This is a genomic window from Coleofasciculus sp. E2-BRE-01, assembly GCF_040221695.1.
GTDB lineage: Bacteria > Cyanobacteriota > Cyanobacteriia > Cyanobacteriales > Coleofasciculaceae > Coleofasciculus.
Genome location: NZ_JAVKEA010000206.1, coordinates 20,146 through 36,856 on the forward strand (window position 1 = coordinate 20,146; position 16,711 = coordinate 36,856).

Below are 16,711 nucleotides of genomic sequence, written 5' to 3' on the forward strand. Positions count from 1 at the left end.
GCTAGGACAAAAGTATCACTGCCTATCGGTCAGATTCATCGCAAAGATAGCGATCGCTTCCACTAATATTTTGGTTCGTTTTCAAATAGTCGTGCAACCAATTACAAGTGTGTACCAGTAAATCATCAAGATTCAGGTTCCATAGGGTTACCTCATCTCCCCCACTGCTGGAAATTATGGTCTTATTGTCGGGACTGAAACTTACATTATTGAAGGCTTTCCCTTGTCCCTGAAGGGTTTTGAGTAAAATACCATCCCGGTTCCACAGTCTTATGGTTTTGTCCTCACTCGCTGAAGCGAGGATTTGACCATCTGAACTGAAACTCACTTGATTCACCCAATTGCTGTGTCCCGACAATGTTTTGAGCCAAGTGCCATCTTGATTCCAGAGTTTGATCGTATTGTCCGCACTAGCGGAGGCAATGGTTTGACCATCGGGACTAAAACTCACGCTGAGTACACCAGCGCTATGTGCCGGAATCGTTTTCAGCAATGTGCCATTTCGCCTCCAAAGCTTAATCGTATGATCAGCACTAGCGGAGGCAATTGTTTTACTATCGGGACTGAAATTCACACTATAGATCTGATCAGTATGTCCCTGGAGAGTGCTAACCAAGTGACCGTCCAAAGTCCAAAGTTTAACTGTTTTATCTGCACCAGCAGAAGCAATGGTTTGTCCATCGGGACTAAAACTCACCCTCCAAACACTACCCCTATGCCCCTGAAACGTTTTCAGCAAGGCGCCGTTTATACTCCAGAGTTTAACTGTTTGATCGGCACTAGCAGAAGCCAGTGTCTGTCCATCCGGACTAAAACTCACACTATATACCTGATCAGTATGTCCTGGGAGAGTTTTGAGTAACTCACCTGACTGACTCCAGAGTTTAATGGCGTTGTTTCGACTAGCAGACGCAATCATCTGTCCATCCGGACTAAAACTTGCATCCCAAGCCATCTCTCCTGAAAGGGTTTGGATAGAATTGCGATCGCGATTCCAGAATTTGACGGTATTATCCTGACTAGCAGAAGCTATTGTCTGTCCATCTGGACTAAAATTTACGCTTAAAACACTATCTGTATGCCCTTGTAGAGTTTTGAGCAACTTGCCTTCCAGACTCCAGAGTTTAACCGTTTTATCATCACTAGCAGAAGCTATTGTCCTGCCATCAGAGCTAAATCTGACGCTCCAAACCAAACCACTATGTCCAGGTAAAGTCTTGAGTATTTTGCCTTCTAAGTTCCAAAGTTTAACTGTTTGATCGGCACCAGCAGAAGCAATGGTCTGTCCATCTGGACTAAAATTCACCGTAAAAACACTATTCTTATGCCCTTCAAGCGTTTTTACAAGACGACCCTCTAAACTCCAGAGTTTGATAGTATGATCAGCACTGGCTGAGGCAATTCTTTGTCCATCGGGACTGAAACTTACACTCCAAACCAGACCGCTATGCCCTTGTAATGTTTTTAATAATGTTCCATCATGCCTCCACAGTTTGACCGTATTATCCGCACTGGCAGAAGCAATAGTCTTCCCGTCAGGACTGAAACGAACACATCTGACACTATCACTATGTCCCTGCATAATTTTGAGTATAATTCCATCACGACTCCAAAGCTTAATCGTATGATCAGCACTAGCGGAGGCAATTGTTTTCCCGTCAGGGCTAAAACTGACGCTATTAACCTGACCGCTATCTTCTGGGAAAGTTTTGAGCAATGTTCCATCACGTCTCCAGAGTTTAATTATTTTATCAGCGCTAGCAGAAGCAAGAGTCTGTCCATCAGGACTAAAACTTAAGTCAGACACACTGTCACTATGTCCCTGTAACCGATTACGCTCTTGAATTTCAGAAAACGCCTGATGCAATGCTGTTACAACCCGAATTCGAGTATCAGGAGTGACATCAACTACCTCTTTGAGTTGGATTCCTGCCCTTAAACCTGCTATTAGTGCCTCCAACGTGTTACCTGAAAGCAAGAGTGCCTGAGAAGATGTACTCATGGTATTAAGTTGGGCATCTTGTTCGGCAATATTCGCTCGTTTTATTTGATGTTTAGCATAGTTGGTTGTCCATCCCACTACGGTTACTGACGTCACCAAGATTAGAGTCAGTCCAATACTACCTGCACGAATAATCTGTGTTGTTTTCTTTTGCAATTCGGCTGAACGGCGTTCGGCTTTAATTCGATCTTCAGCTAATTCTCGTTTTTCTTGAGCTTGGCTAGCATCCAGAAATTGTTCATCCTCATAACTCAAGCTTTTATTAACTTTCCATGCCAATGCTTCTTGCAATTTTTTGCCCCGCAACAATCGTGATTCGTCTTGGCAATTAGTAGCTAACCAAGCCGTTATATCCTCAGAGTAAGGTCGCAAATTTGCTAAAACCTGATTCACCCAACTCTGGTTAAAAACCTCTTGGTAGATTCGATTGTAAACTCTTAGCCTACTCTGCTGTTTAACCACCAAACCGGACAGTTGCAATTCCATTTGTTTGTTATCATTAGCGACAATCTCTTCCTGTCGCAAAATCTTCTGGTACAATCCCAAAAGTCGCCCAGCAGTTTGTTCATTGCTCAGGATGCGATTACGGATTGTCCTCAAATGCTCTGGATCATCCTGAGATTCCCAGTTTTCAACGATGTGCGATCGCACTAACTTTTCCACCCACTCTTTCTCTGACTCTCCTGGTTTGAAAGAAACTTGGGATTCTCCACAAGCATCATAAACAATTTTACAAAGCTTTTGGGTGAGGAATGGCTGTCCTCCTGTCCAAGACAAAACCTCTTTTAAAATAGTATAAGGATTATCGACTCTACCCACTAATCCATTAGCCAAGGGTTGTGCTTCATCTAATTTAAAACCACAGAGATCGATTCCACAACCAATGTTAAACGGTGTGCGATTTTTGTCCTGAATAAAATCTGAAGGCGTTGCTACACCCAGTAGACAGAACGTCAATCGGTTATAAGCTGGATTGTCAACCCGTTGATTGTAACATCCCCGAATTAAAGCAAAAAAATCATCGGTTGAGAACCCTAAACTGAGTACCGTATCAACTTCATCGATAAAAATAACAATTTTGGTTGATATTACAGCTAACAGTACCTCCTCAAAAAAATTACTCAAGCGCTGCACAGGTGATAACGATTCCCGCTCTTTCCACCATGTACTTGTGTTAATTTTACCCGATAGTTTAAACTTTCTGACTAATTCGTAAACTATCCCCATGTACCAATTGGATTGGGTAACATTATTATTATCACTGCCAATTATTGTCAGATCAATTGCAGCACATCTTACCCCTTCTTTTTCCAATTGTTGCATGGTTCGCACCCGCAAGCTAGATTTTCCCATTTGCCGCGAGTTCAACACATAGCAAAATTTCCCAGCCTTTAAAGCCTGATAAAGATTTTGGTCGGCTTGACGCCTTACATAACTGGGAGCATCAGCCGCTAAACTTCCGCTAAATTGATATTCGTAATTAGTCATTGGTCATTTGTCCTTCGTAGTAGTGGACACTATATTGCTTTAAGAAATAAAACTTGGATTTTGTTGGGTTTCTTTCGTAAACCCAACCTACAACCTAAAATGATGGAATAGATTATAACCCTTACTCCCCTCTCCCCACGGTGGGAGAGGGGCTGGGGGTAAGGGGTTTTCTGGCTTAAATTGACACCAATAACATCTAAACGCCCCTACTATTTCATCAAATTTGCTGTGCAATGCCACTCTACTTACACTGTATTGTTGACAACAATCTCTATTAACTGAGTAATTGAATAAACCGTTTTAAAATCCTCATTACAGTATAAATGTCATCTCCGCGTCTGAGTGAAAATGGATAGGATTCAGCATATCTTGGTCTATCCTGTTTGATCAGCTTCAAAAAAATAAAATCCATACCATTTGTAACCAATCCTAATGCAGGGTGGTCAGGATTAGGATGACCCAGCATATATCTTAAGGCTTGCGGTATCCCGGCATCTAAGGAATATTTTGCCCCTTTTGCTTCAATCACCAGTATCCACAACTCAGGCATAAAAACCAACAAGTCAAGACGCCCTTTAATTATCAGTTCCTCATCCTCCGAGACAATTTCTACCTCCTTCTCAGCCGCAAGATAAAATGGTGAACGATAAAATCCTGCTAGTTTCAACAAGGGTGACAAAACCACAAGTTTAACAATGGGTTCAAGGATGGTATATCGAGATAAGTGGAGATAGTCTCCTTTAACTTCATCTAAAGCTTGACGTTCTGAATCCGTGAGTTCAGGTAAGTCATCTTGCCATTCTGGGAAGAATTGCAGATCATCGATACGTTCTAAACCAAACTTTTCGATTAAATCATCGAGATTAATTTTCTGGGCAGCAATGGTTTTAACCATGTTTTTACCTCCTGCAAACAGTAGTTTTCAAAAAAAATAAATTCAAGAAATTTTTCTGTTATTAGGCAAGGCGTGAGGCAGATTCTTTGCTAAACCCGCCTAGACCATTCGAGACTTTTAATTTATGTTTTTCCATCTCTAAGCTTCTGGGACAAATACTGGGAATATAGCAAACAACGCGGCTTGACAGAATTATTCTCTAACTGTACTAAACCTAAGCTTTGTAACTTAAACGCCAGCATCGATTCCAATGATATAGGACAATTTGCCTCAACTACCGTTTTCATCGCTGCGGCTAACTCAGGATACTGTTGTAAATTCCACAACTGTCCTCGTAAATGATTGCTGTAAATTCCTGATTCGGTAGCAGCCGTTTGTAAGAGTTGGTCAAACGTAATATCTTTACGAGTCAGGGAATAAATGGCAAGCTGGATTAGATGTGGATGTCCTCCTACCGTCTCTATTAACTGAGTCACCTGGGAATTATCCAAATCTAATCCTTGTTGTTCGGCTAACTCTTGCATTTGTTCGGGTGTAAACTCTGGTAACTTAATTGACACACCGACATTAAAGGGTGAACGATTCGTACTAAGCTGAATATAAACATCGGTAGAATGGGCAATCACTAACCGCAATTTCTGCCACAGTCGGCTGGTTTTTGCTTCCTCATGCCAAACTCGCAGCATACCAAAAAAGTCTTGGGCAATTTTAGGATAGGGAAAAATTCGATCAACGTCATCTAACGCCAAAACTAAGGGCTGGTCTAATTGAGATAACAGATGATCTTCAAAATAAATCGTGCAATTCTGAGAACTTCCTAACCCTTCTTCCCAATACTCCGCCAGTTGAGTCGGTAATTTTAGCTTCCGACTGACAAACGTACAGAACCAGCGCAAAAATTCATCCAGTCCACGCAAAACGGCTTGATCGGCGTGGAGTAAATTTAAGCGAACGGTGCGATAATGTTCTTTGACTGCCCGTTCGAGTATCTTATCAATCAGCAAGGTTTTTCCCATCCGCTTTGGGGCTTTAATTCGCAGTAGGGAACCAGGCTTGACTATGGTGTCATAGCACTGCGATTCGCTGGGAGGGCGCAGGATATAGGTAGAGACTTCGGGTTCAGTATCTGTCTGTTCTTCATCCACCTCTATGGCTAAAGATGAGTTATTATCGGCGACAGAGAAATCCGCAATGTCCTCTAAATCCAGCCCCAACTTATGGCAAAGTTCATAAAAATTCAAATAATCCACAGGTTTACCATTGAGGAAATTCCAGACTGTGCCTCGGGATAGTTGTACACTCTCGGCTAAGTCTTGCTGACGGGCAAAACGATTCCGCTGTAGTGTAGCTTTGACTGTTTCGATATACTGGGAAGCAACTTTTAATGATCGCGACATGATTAAACACTTGAATCACCCTGCTGTGATCATAGTCTTCTCATCCCTCTCATCCCGCCAAGTCAGATATAAGTCAGACATAAGTCGGACAATTTAGATCCCTCTGGTCAAGGATGAAAATTGAGGGATAATAATCAAGTGTATGCTTGCGGAAACTTTCTCCTCGTGTCCAAACCTCTCGTCCTCATGGATCATGATGGCGGTGTCGATGATTATTTGGCAACCGTCCTGCTGATGACAATGGATCACATCCAACCTTTGGGTATCGTTGTCACCCCGGCTGATTGCTATATTCAACCTGCGGTTAACGCCACGCGCAAAATTTTAGACCTAATCGGATGTTCTCATATCCCCGTTGCTGAAAGTACGGTACGCGGGATTAATCCCTTTCCTCCCCTTTACCGCCGGGATGCGTTTATTGTGGATCATTTGCCAATTCTTAACCAGAATGACACGATCCAAACCCCTCTGTTGAAGGAAAGTGGTCAAGAGTTTATCGTGCGATCGCTGCAAACGGCTGACCAACCTGTTACCCTGATGGTGACAGGACCTCTCACCACTGTCGCCACCGCCTTAACCCTTGCCCCGGATATCGAAGCGAAGATTGAGCAAATCGTCTGGATGGGGGGTGCAATTCACGTTGCTGGTAATGTGGAAAAAAGTCTGGAACCCGGACAAGATGGTTCAGCCGAATGGAATGCCTACTGGGACCCCCTCGCCGTACATCAAATCTGGCAAACTCAGATTCCGATTGTCCTTTGTCCCCTTGACTTGACCAATACCGTCCCGGTTACCTCTGAGTTTGTTTACAAATTGGGGAAACAGCGTCGCTATCCCATTTCGGATTTTGCGGGTCAATGTTACGCCTTAGTGATTCCCCAAGACTATTATTTCTGGGATGTTCTCGCCACCACCTATCTCGCCCATCCCGAGTTCTTTACTTGGCAAGATTGGGAAACCTCGGTAATTCCTCACGGTTCCAGTCAAGGTCGTATCCAGGTTGAGGCGGGAGGAAAACGGATTCGGGTGCTGGATACCGTCGATAAGACAGAATACTACTCCTATCTCTTACATCAGTGGGCAAGGTAACATGGAAAGTGTGATTTAAGTCACCTTACTCACGCTCAGCCCAGTTATCTGAGAATCTTGCCTCTCCCACCCCATTAACCATTTACCCTTTACTGGAAGGCGATTGAGGGGTAATTCCCTGCCAGTCTCACCCGTTGGGTGAAAACTAAATGAGAATGGTTCATTTCTTTTAATAATTGTGATAATCCTGTATTATGAATGATAAAAACAGCAAAAATATGACAGAAGCGATTTTTGAGCAGAGTCGTTATCGCAACTCGAACCCCTCCTTGTCAGGGAAAAGGGTTCAGACGCAGACTCTGCTCTTTTAAAGTTTCTATATAGCATCCGACTTTTTTTAACGCCGAGAGGATTCATAATCAGCGCTGATTGACTCTCACCTAACCCCAGGTGAGACAAATTAGTTTTTTGTATCCTCTCCTATTGAAGGGAAATGAGAGTGTAACGGGATTTTTACCATGACCTATTCCATCGCATCCACAGAACGTTCCGTGTCCCAGCCGACACCGCGTCAGCGTTCTACGGGTGGCAAACCACCCAACTCGTCAAAGTCCGACTCGTCAACATCCAACGTTCATTCCTTAGCGGTGCTTTGGGCGAGGAAATACTATACCGCTGTTACCAACCAAGACCAAAATGAGTCAGCATCCAGTTTAGCGGCGGCGGATCTCAAGGAAACTGCCTCACTCGAAGCCAGAAAAAGCACGGCAGAGAAAATGATGCAAAAGCTCAACTTTGCCAGTGCCCAAGCCTGGTCGTTGACCGAAACGCTGCTATCTGAGGAAATTCGTCGTCATGGTATTAATCCTGAATTAGTCAATCCCTTAGAAATTGCGGCTGATACCCGTTATCTGTTTCAAAAGACGGCAAATGCTTATGCTCAACGCGCAACACCCCGACGCTTATCGGTGATTGTCGGCAAAGATTTTGGTAAAGTGCGCCAAAAATATACGAGTGTTGACCGCCGTGCGATCGGGTTTGTCAGTATGCAGTTCCACTATACGGGTCAAAAATTACTCGAGTGGCTCTCCCCACCGGAACAAAAACTGTGGCTTCCTTATTTAAAGGTAATGGATGACCACATGTATATGCCCCTACAAGCGGCGTATGATGCGGCGGCTAACCATCCCTACAATTCCCAGGCGCTATTAGCGGTGCAACATCTGTTACCCATCAGCACAAAATTGGCTATTTCCGTGTGCCAACAAGTTTGCCGTCAAAATCCCAATTACGAAACCTACAGTGGTTCGTTGATGAGCAAAACGGTAAGAATTGCCAGTATCCGCGACGTGGAAATGTTTCAGGTGTATCTGTGTCTGTGTGTCTTAGAAGATGACATTCGGGCGGTGCAGCGAGAATTGTTTCCGTTATGCGTCATGCTTTATCCGCGTCTGCGTGTCGGCTGGCGTTTAGTGCAAGATATGCTGAAAGCGATTGGTTGGGAAATGTACAATCGCCTACCTCCCGAAAATATGGCAACCTTTTTACCCTATCTGCGGACATTAACGGAGATGTTCTCCTGTGACGTGTTTCAAGAGCCAGAATAGCCTTGTAGAGACGTTGCATGCAACGTCTCTACCATCTGGAAAAGAAGGGTTCTTATAATTTTATCGTTCAGCGTTTAACAAATACAGTTAAGGTGCGTTACGCTTCGCTAACACACCCTACATGTAGAGCTTTTGCTTAAGTCCTAAAATAACTTGGCTTGCGTGAAGAGAAGCGAGTACGACGAATGACGTAGCTTGCTTATCAAGGGAGCGAGTATGACTAATTACAAAGTAACAGCAACTCTCAAAACTAGATCGCTTGAATGATTTCCTGTTTAAGTTAATTCTATCTGGAGTGGCACTAAAAACTAACTTTTTAGAGCTTATCTCCCTAGTTTCCAATCTTAGGAAATCTCAGCAATTTTATTACAAACCATTTACGAATCAGGCTCTGTGAACCCAGTGTTCGCGGTAAGTGGTTATCAGACATTGACGGGTTGAAGCGTGCCATAAGCGCCAAATTTCCGTAATTCTACGGTAGCGATCGCACCTCTTTATCTTGCTTAATCTTAAGTAAGTAGAAATACATTTACTAGAAGCAGGCGTTCCCAAGGAAGATATTGTACTGGGTTTTCGCCATCCCAAAATTCGGCAGCATACAGGCTTTGCCGTGGCTTGATTGCAGGATAGTCACTCAATCGAGAATTGCCATTAGGGTGAAGCCTTCGCTACTACCGAGAATGACGCGATCGCGAATCGGTAATACTGCCAACGTTGACTCATCCACCAGTAAATACGCCGACGTTGATGCCAACTGTTGCAACGTAGTTGTATCCGCCGGAATCACTTGGCGATCGCTATAAAAATCTAAGCTGGGACGCCGATAACCATAAGATGTATAAATCACCGTGTCTGGGGGCGTGTGTTCCTGAATCAACTGGGCGACAGGCTTCACTGCAAAGGCTTCATTTAATTCCCAAACCCAGGATGTAGACATCATTAACAACAACAACGCCACGTAAGTTCCGCCCAATAAAATCGGGATAAATTGGCGATTATGCTGATAAACCTGCCAAGCCGCTAAACCCATTGTTAACGCCACAACCACGCCCATAATAATTAATACAGGCTGCGGATCTGCCAGGATAAAGTAAACACATCCCCCCACCCCTGCAACTGCCATTAACCCTAAAAGCCAGACTAAAATTTGGGGATAATGCTTGCTTTTTTGCCATAAATGTGCTATACACATACCAACAGCTAAGGCAAAAAAGGGATAGAACGGCATAATGTACCAAGGCAACTTGGTTCCCATTAGGGAAATCGCCCCCAGATAGCCAATCGTACCAATTAGTACCAGTTTGCCCCAACTCCTGTAGCGATGATGCCAAGCTAGCGCCAATCCGCCAAACCAAAACAGGAACCAGGGAAAACTGTATTTAAGTAATTCCAGGAAATAATACCAAGGCGCACCCTGATTTCCCTCCACAGACTCCGAGATGCGGTTCAACCCCTGCGCCTGAAAATGTACCTGCCAGAAGGTTTCGCCATAATACTGCCACTGAACTGCATACCACGCGATCGCAGGCGTACTTCCCAAGAGAATCCCTAGCCACAAATAGGGACTTTTCAACAGCGCCCATTGTCTATCAGCCAAGAGAAACCCAAACGCGATCGCACCCAACAGGATCACTAAAATTCCTTTCGTTAACGTAATCAATCCCAGGCTAATCCCAATCCCAACCGCCCAACGCTTATCCTGACGCGCTTTCAGCAGACACACTAGCAATAGCAGAAAAAACGACACTACCGTACCATCCAGCATCGCCAGACGCCCATGACGCACCACAGGTAGTAACGTCAAGTAAACGCTAGCCGCCAATACAGCCGGGAGACGTTGGGCAAAAACGTCTCGCCCCAACAAATAGAGTAGCGGAACGCTACAAGCAGACAAAAATGCTCCTGGTAGGCGGGTGGTGAATTCTCCAATTCCCCAAATTTTATACGACAGAGCAATTAACCAATCCACTAACGGGGGTTTGAGTAGATAGGGTTCCCCGTAAAGTGTCGGATGAAGCCAGTTCCCGGTGCGGTAAATCTCTCTAGCAATCAGGGCGCGAGTCCCTTCATCCCAATCTCGTAGCGGTACATTCCCTAGAGAAATACTTCCCAGGAAAAAGGCGGCTAAGGAAAAACCGATTAGCCAATGGTTGTTAGTGAAATTCAGTCGTAGTTTTGCCATTTATCATTGGTTCTTTGTCATTTATTTTTACCCAATGACCAATGATGGCGGTGAAGTGGCTTTCTGAGCATCCTAGTGCAGGACGGTAGAAGAGACGTTTAAAAGCTGGATGCACCCTTTGCACTCCAACTTAATTGGAATGGCACTGAAATAAACATTAGAGAATCACCGAAAGCTTTGATGTACCATAGGGTGGGCATTGCCCACCAACCTTAAGTCAGTGCCATTCAACTTAATTGACAAATCGTAACATTATTAACTAAACGGTTCGCCAATTACCTATATTTATGATGGAGGTGGCGAGTTGTGTCTGATGACGACTCTATCTATCTCTATACCATGATCCTGAATCTTGAACGGCTTCAGTAATTATTAAATGTTTTTCGGGCATCTAACAGTTCTAGATAAGATATTGGTACGACGATGGGCCACAGGATAGTAGCAATGAGCAAAATCACCCAAGAGGAAAATTTCTCGTTTGGGGACAGGCTGTCATCATGTTGCATGAAATCTAACCATCGGCTAAAGAAAATCGGCAACATGATTACGTAAAATGCGATGGCTCCGATAAAAACTGTTTCCCACATAAATAACCTCAGTAGATTGAAAATTCGCTGGTGAATGAATCCACGATAGAGAGCTTTGTTGTCTATTCGTCACTCTGACCCGAAGGTAGAAAAAAAAGGATAATATCCTAGATGAAATATCTACACTTGACGCAAGCGTTTAAGCGTTTGTCAAATGAGTCTGCCTAATAGACGTTTTCTGATCAAGTTGCTCTTTATCAGTGAACTAATAATACTGACCTACTAGATCTAAGACAAGTTGTTGAGTGTGATATTGTTACAAAACTCAACAACAATATCTATCTCTAGAATGGTCTTCATTCTATACTATATCTAGTATTGAAAAAAAGTTGTGGCTGGGGATAACCTGATGATTCGTGCAGTGTTATCCGCCCTAGTGGGCTGTCAAGGCAGAAATGACAAGTTCAAATAACCTCAATCAATCTCTGTTTCGAGAAAGTCAACTACTCAAAGCTAAATGGACAGCCCACTAGAGCGTCGGTTCAGTAATTCAGAGTGAGTGATCACAAGAAGTCAAAAGCATGCCCTCGAAGGTCGTGAAGGGTCAAAAGCCTGTCCTTGAGCGAAGCGAAGGAACCGGAGATTGGCTATCGTTTTGTTACCTTTTGGTGACAATTGAAGTCGATGATCCGATTACTGGACTGGTGTTGACAAAGCCTTTACCCGGACTCAGCTTAACTCGGTAGAGGCTTGTGCCTGCTTCACCACCTGAGTAATCGAACTCAATCCTTGTTCTTCCAACTTTCTTAACAATCCCTGCATGATTCGTCGTGCCATCCAGGGTCCTTCATAGACTAATCCCGTGTACACTTGAATCAAACTGGCTCCGGCGGTGAGCTTTTCCCACGCATCCTCGGCGGTAAAAATTCCCCCCACACCGATAATCGGTAATTTCCCTTGGGTTTGCTGGTGAATAAACCGAATCACCTCTGTTGAACGTTCCCGCAGTGGCGCACCACTAATTCCGCCAGCTTCTTCTGTCACGGGTTTGCCTGTGGCGGTGATGACTTGGGTTTTCAGGATATCCCGGCGAATTGTTGTATTGGTCGCCACAATCCCCGCAAGCTGATAGGTTTGAGCTAAATCAACAACATCCGCGATCGCGTCCCACTCCAAATCCGGTGCAATCTTGACTAAAAGCGGCTTTTGTCCTTGATTATCCTGTTGCAACGTCTCCAAAATGATTCGCAGTTGTTCAGCATCTTGTAGCGATCGCAATCCGGGTGTATTCGGTGAACTTACGTTAACCACAAAATAATCACCCCAAGGCTTCAGCAAGCGGAAACTGGTTAAATAGTCAGTAGCGGCATCTTCTAAGGGTGTTACCTTAGACTTACCCAGATTGATCCCCAAGGGGATCGGCTCAAACGGCTGATGTGCGATCGCTCCTAATCGGTCTGCCAACGCTTGCGCCCCTCGATTATTAAACCCCATACGGTTGAGAACAGCTCTATCTTGGAGTAAACGGAACAACCGGGGTTGGGGGTTTCCGGGTTGGGCGTGACTGGTAACGGTTCCAAGTTCAGCAAAGCCAAACCCAAAGATACGCCAAATTCGAGCGGCTACCCCATCTTTATCAAATCCGGCGGCTAAACCTAGAGGATTAGGGAATTTCAGTCCCCATAAGGTTTGTTCCAGGCGAACATCACTCAGGCAAAAGGCTTGGTGCAATTGAGAGGAAAGCCAAGGAGTTGAGGAGGATTGGTATGTACGATCTAGCCAACCTAATAAGTGCATTGTCTGTTCGTGCGCCCACTCCGGATCTGCCTTCACCAGCGAAAATAGAATGGGGCGAATGGCAGATTGGTAAATATCAGTCATTGGTTATTTGTCCTTTGTCATTTGTCATTCGTCATTTGTCATTCGTCATTCGTCATTCGTCATTCGTCATTTGTCATTCGTCATTCGTCATTCGTCATTCGTCAGGGAAAAGGGAACACCTCGGCTTACTTCGGCTTACCTCGGCTTCGCTCGGTAATACGCTCAGTAACACGCTCGGTGTGTAACAGGGAACAGGGAAAAGTGTAAGGTAGAGTTTTGAGTTAACTCACGACTTCCCTATCTCACCCAACTTCCCTATCTCCCCCATCTCCCCCATCTCCCCCATCTCCCCCATCTCCCCCATCTCCCCCATCTTCCCCATCTCCCCCAGCTCCCCCAGCTTCCCCATCTCCCGTTCCCCGTTCCCCGTTCCCTGTTCCCTGATAATTAATTATGGGTCAGCAAAATCTACCATCCCAAAACGATCATCCATTCCTTGCCCTAGGACGAGTGCTGGAGACATTGCGGGAAGAGGACAATGCTGAGGTGTTGATCGAAACTACTCTAAATTACCTGCAAACCGAGTTTGATTACCACCTGATCTGGATTGGGCTTTATGATCGCTTGGATCATCGCTTATTTGGTAAAGGGGGTATTGCTCCCACGGGTGATACCGATTTTTTGAAGCACCGATACACCCTGCAACCGGGTGATCTGTTAGAACAAATCGTGATTCAACAGCGCCCAATCACCGTTCCCGATATTCAGCAAGAAATCCGGGCGGGAGAATGGCGACGAATTGCTACCAATTTAGGGATTCAGGGAACATTGCTGTTTCCCTTACGCGCCAAGGATCAATGTTTTGGTGTCACCTTGTTGGGTTCACATCAATGGGGTATCTCTGCCACACCCAAGGACACCGCCCATTTGTCCATGGTGTTGGGTGGATTAGCGGCGGCGCTACATGAAATAGAGGTCAATTGGCAACAATCGGCAATCAAACGCCCCGATAAACCCCTGTTTCAAGCCCTTGATGAGCTGCTCAAATTGCCCAAGCTGGTTCAGCGTCTGGATAAATTGGTGGCGATGACTCAAGAGTTTATTACGCCGACGCGCACTAATATTTATTGGTATCATCCGCAGCAACGCTATTTCTGGCATCGGGTGGGTAATCGTCAATCTCTCCGCAGTGTTGTTGGGTTACGCAACTCCAAAGCGGGTCTTACTGTTGCTGAAGCCAGTGACTTTTATCAGGCGTTAAAGGTGGGTCAGTTAGTCACCATTGGCAGCAGTAGAAGCCAACTCAAGACAGAAACCACAGAACATATCCTACATCGACTACGAACTCGTTCGTTGATGGCAGCCCCGATTCAAATTCAAGGGGAATTGTTGGGTTTTCTGTCGGTGGAAGAAGACGATCCGCGAATTTGGGAACGGGCAGAACGGAACTATATTTTAGCCACCGCTCAATTAGTGGCGCTTGTGGTGAGTGGTGAGGAATTAGACACCCAAGTTCAGGTAAGAATCAAGGATAGCCAGGTGCTAGCAAGGATCGCTCAAGCGATCGCCTATCGTCCTACGCCTGAAAACGCCCTGAATGATGCGGGGAAGCTGATTTGCCAGCATCTGAATACGGATCGATTGGTAATCCTGCAACCCGATCAGTCGGGTCAATTCACTGTTGTGTTTAGCCGACAACCGTCGAATCGCCGTCCTTGTCCCTCACCCTTACCCCCCCTGGATGATCAGGATCAGCAGTGGTTGAGGGGACGAAAAAAAATGGAGATGATTGAAGATATTGAGGCAGATGGGTTACTCACATCCTGGCGGGAGACGTTCACGCAACTGAATCTGCGATCGCTCCTGATTGAGTCTTTATCCTATCCAGCATCCCCTAAACAACCAAGTTTCCTGTTCTTGATTGGGCATGAGAGTCCTCGAACGTGGAACTCGAATGAACGGGATTTTGTGAAAACTGTAGCCCAACTCATCCATCTGCTGCTAACGCTATCGGGTGAGTTAGATAACGCCAAACGTTCATTTTTGGCGCATCAAACCCTGCAGTCGGGTCTATCCATGCTCCACTCAGCCCCGAAAGATCCGGTGCGCTTTGAACGGGCTTGGATTAATTATGTGGCAAAGTTGCTGGAATGTCCGCTGGTGGCGCTGCTTACTTGGACTCCCCAAATTGCTTGGGCGACGGTATCCACGGTGGCGGTTACGGATTCGCGTTTTGCTCTTCCTCCCGATTTAACCATTTCGGTGGCAACAAATCCCCTGATTCACCAGGCTCTAGCTACCCCCCATTTCTGCTGCTTTGCGGTGAAGGATCTGCCAGACTCGATTCGTCAATGGTTTAAGAGTCCCGATATTGGTCAAATTTTGGTGATTGCCTTACATCAGGATACCACCTCAGCCACGGGACTGATCCTGATTGCGGATCACCAGGAACGAACTTGGTCTGAAAGTTTGTTATCGGTACTGGAAATCTTAACCCAACAGTTTACTGACTTGCGTGACTATCGGTATCGCCTAATGCAACAAACCCAAGAGCGGGAAAACTTGCAAGCTCTCAACTGGTACAAACACCGATGCTTGGAGAAATTGTATCAGTCTGTGCAGGAGATGAATAATTCGTTACTCTTATTAGACTCTCAGACATACTCTCCGGTGGAAGCCACACAGCAGATTACCAATTCGGCGTTACAAAAGATGCGTCGTCAGCAACTGCTGCACAAGTTAGAAGCCGTTCTAGCGGGGATGACTCCGATCCTCAAGCAAGAACAGTGGCAACTCAGGACGACGCTACGCCCGATCAAGTTGGCAACGTTGTTGAAGCGATCGCTACGACAGGTGGAACCCTTTTATAATCAGCGTCAACTGGTTTTGAATATGCACAATGTCAGTCAGTTTACCATTTATGGGGATTACCTGAAGCTAGAATGCATTGTGTTGGAGTTATTGCTCACGATTGGTTTACAATCCCGTGCTGGACGTTGGATTCATTTGTGGTGCTGTCCCTTGCGTTCGGATACTAAGCCTAGGCTGCGCTCAAGTTCACCTTATCCGTTACTCGAGTTACTGATTTCTCAAAGCAATTCTTTGGAGGAGTGTCAGCAGATTCTCACCGCTTCACCGAGAAAATCTCTGCATAGCTTAAATATGAGAATTTGTCAACAGATTTTGCGGAGTTGGGGAGGCGATCTGCATTTTTACCAAACCCAAGTCCATGATTATTTGATCCGGTTGCTGTTGCCATTGGAACAGAAGCAGAGGTAAATCTGGCACGATTTTGGCGATCGCGAAATTTATACCAAGTTTTAGTCTACCACTAAAAAAGCTAATTTATGCTTCCTTAAAAAGCCAAGACACATCATTTATGTAGAGACGTTGCATGCAACGTCTCTACAATGGTGCCGAAAGTCCTAATCGATGTGTCTACTGCTATATAATCAAAATACAATTAGTTGTACGATTCAATTATTAAAAAGCGATGACTCTAAGATTTATTAGCCCAAAGACTGATTTTGCTTTCAAAAAAATATTTGGCTCAACAGACAGCAAAGATATCCTGATTAGCTTTTTAAATGCCTTAATTTATGAAGCCAATCCCGTGATTCAAGATTTAGAAATCATTGACCCCTATAATCCTAGAGAGGTTGTGGATCTCAAAGACAGCTATCTGGATGTCAAAGCCTTACTGGATAATGGCTCAACCGTGCTAATTGAAATGCAAGTCCTCAACCTAGCCTTCTTCGAGAAG

Annotated in this window: 12 protein-coding genes and 1 pseudogene; 6 read left to right on the forward strand and 7 right to left on the reverse strand. The window is 45.0% G+C overall.

Translation table 11 applies throughout. The annotated features are described in order from the left end of the window. Positions 1 to 22 precede the first annotated feature (22 nt). From RIG66_RS27135 to RIG66_RS27145, 3 genes are all read right to left on the reverse strand, one after another. Positions 23 to 3,490 carry a WD40 domain-containing protein gene (locus RIG66_RS27135; protein ID WP_446382181.1) on the reverse strand — a complete coding sequence of 1,156 codons (3,468 nt, stop codon included), beginning with the start codon at positions 3,488 to 3,490 and terminating at the stop codon, positions 23 to 25. Positions 3,491 to 3,764: 274 nt separating this feature from the next. Further along, positions 3,765 to 4,385, reverse strand: a complete 621-nt coding sequence (locus RIG66_RS27140) for a type I restriction endonuclease (RefSeq protein ID WP_446382183.1) — start codon at positions 4,383 to 4,385, stop codon at positions 3,765 to 3,767. Positions 4,386 to 4,507: 122 nt separating this feature from the next. Then, positions 4,508 to 5,782, reverse strand: a complete 1,275-nt coding sequence (locus tag RIG66_RS27145) for an AAA-like domain-containing protein (protein WP_446382185.1) — start codon at positions 5,780 to 5,782, stop codon at positions 4,508 to 4,510. A 165-nt stretch (positions 5,783 to 5,947) separates the two neighbouring features. Here RIG66_RS27145 and RIG66_RS27150 point away from each other — a divergent pair, with 165 nt between their 5' ends. The 3 genes and pseudogenes from RIG66_RS27150 to RIG66_RS27160 all read left to right on the forward strand — a co-directional run. Continuing rightward, positions 5,948 to 6,871: a nucleoside hydrolase gene (locus RIG66_RS27150; protein ID WP_446382187.1), complete on the forward strand. Its 924-nt coding sequence runs from the start codon at positions 5,948 to 5,950 to the stop codon at positions 6,869 to 6,871. Between the two features lie 458 nt (positions 6,872 to 7,329). Further along, complete coding sequence (locus RIG66_RS27155) at positions 7,330 to 8,418, forward strand: hypothetical protein (RefSeq protein ID WP_446382189.1); 1,089 nt, start codon at positions 7,330 to 7,332, stop codon at positions 8,416 to 8,418. Between the two features lie 529 nt (positions 8,419 to 8,947). Then, positions 8,948 to 9,037 (forward strand): annotated as a pseudogene (locus RIG66_RS27160) (element excision factor XisI family protein); the annotation flags it as partial. Between the two features lie 15 nt (positions 9,038 to 9,052). Here RIG66_RS27160 and RIG66_RS27165 read toward each other — a convergent pair. Next, entirely contained in the window at positions 9,053 to 10,600 is a 1,548-nt protein-coding gene (locus tag RIG66_RS27165) for an ArnT family glycosyltransferase (RefSeq protein WP_446382191.1), read from the reverse strand. 362 nt (positions 10,601 to 10,962) lie between these two features. Then, entirely contained in the window at positions 10,963 to 11,187 is a 225-nt protein-coding gene (locus RIG66_RS27170) for a hypothetical protein (RefSeq protein ID WP_446382193.1), read from the reverse strand. A 521-nt stretch (positions 11,188 to 11,708) separates the two neighbouring features. Between RIG66_RS27170 and RIG66_RS27175 the strand changes: the two genes are divergently transcribed. Further along, the gene (locus RIG66_RS27175; protein WP_446382195.1) at positions 11,709 to 11,873 is read left to right on the forward strand and encodes a hypothetical protein; all 165 of its coding nucleotides are present in this window, start codon (positions 11,709 to 11,711) and stop codon (positions 11,871 to 11,873) included. Here RIG66_RS27175 and RIG66_RS27180 read toward each other — a convergent pair. After that, a complete protein-coding gene (locus RIG66_RS27180; protein ID WP_446382197.1) occupies positions 11,857 to 13,008 on the reverse strand; it encodes a quinone-dependent dihydroorotate dehydrogenase in 1,152 nt (383 codons plus the stop codon). The genes RIG66_RS27175 and RIG66_RS27180 overlap by 17 nt on opposite strands. Before the next feature lie 226 nt (positions 13,009 to 13,234). Beyond that, positions 13,235 to 13,357 (reverse strand): hypothetical protein, encoded by a 123-nt coding sequence (locus tag RIG66_RS27185; RefSeq protein WP_446382199.1) that lies wholly within the window; start codon positions 13,355 to 13,357, stop codon positions 13,235 to 13,237. A 44-nt stretch (positions 13,358 to 13,401) separates the two neighbouring features. On the opposite strand from RIG66_RS27185, the gene RIG66_RS27190 reads away from it, so the two are divergent. Together RIG66_RS27190 and RIG66_RS27195 are read left to right on the forward strand one after the other, a co-directional pair. Beyond that, a complete protein-coding gene (locus RIG66_RS27190; RefSeq protein ID WP_446382201.1) occupies positions 13,402 to 16,227 on the forward strand; it encodes a GAF domain-containing protein in 2,826 nt (941 codons plus the stop codon). A 214-nt stretch (positions 16,228 to 16,441) separates the two neighbouring features. Continuing rightward, on the forward strand, positions 16,442 to 16,711 hold a 270-nt coding region (locus RIG66_RS27195), incomplete at its 3' end, for an Rpn family recombination-promoting nuclease/putative transposase (protein WP_446382205.1).

Coding starts and splice junctions, on each gene's coding strand:
- RIG66_RS27175 (WP_446382195.1), top strand. CDS start 11,709: ATGCCCTCGAAGGTCGTGAAGGGTCAAAAGCCTGTCCTTGAGCGAAGC.
- RIG66_RS27190 (WP_446382201.1), top strand. CDS start 13,402: ATGGGTCAGCAAAATCTACCATCCCAAAACGATCATCCATTCCTTGCC.
- RIG66_RS27170 (WP_446382193.1), bottom strand. CDS start 11,187: ATGTGGGAAACAGTTTTTATCGGAGCCATCGCATTTTACGTAATCATG.
- RIG66_RS27180 (WP_446382197.1), bottom strand. CDS start 13,008: ATGACTGATATTTACCAATCTGCCATTCGCCCCATTCTATTTTCGCTG.
- RIG66_RS27155 (WP_446382189.1), top strand. CDS start 7,330: ATGACCTATTCCATCGCATCCACAGAACGTTCCGTGTCCCAGCCGACA.
- RIG66_RS27185 (WP_446382199.1), bottom strand. CDS start 13,357: ATGGGGAAGCTGGGGGAGCTGGGGGAGATGGGGAAGATGGGGGAGATG.
- RIG66_RS27165 (WP_446382191.1), bottom strand. CDS start 10,600: ATGGCAAAACTACGACTGAATTTCACTAACAACCATTGGCTAATCGGT.
- RIG66_RS27140 (WP_446382183.1), bottom strand. CDS start 4,385: ATGGTTAAAACCATTGCTGCCCAGAAAATTAATCTCGATGATTTAATC.
- RIG66_RS27135 (WP_446382181.1), bottom strand. CDS start 3,490: ATGACTAATTACGAATATCAATTTAGCGGAAGTTTAGCGGCTGATGCT.
- RIG66_RS27145 (WP_446382185.1), bottom strand. CDS start 5,782: ATGTCGCGATCATTAAAAGTTGCTTCCCAGTATATCGAAACAGTCAAA.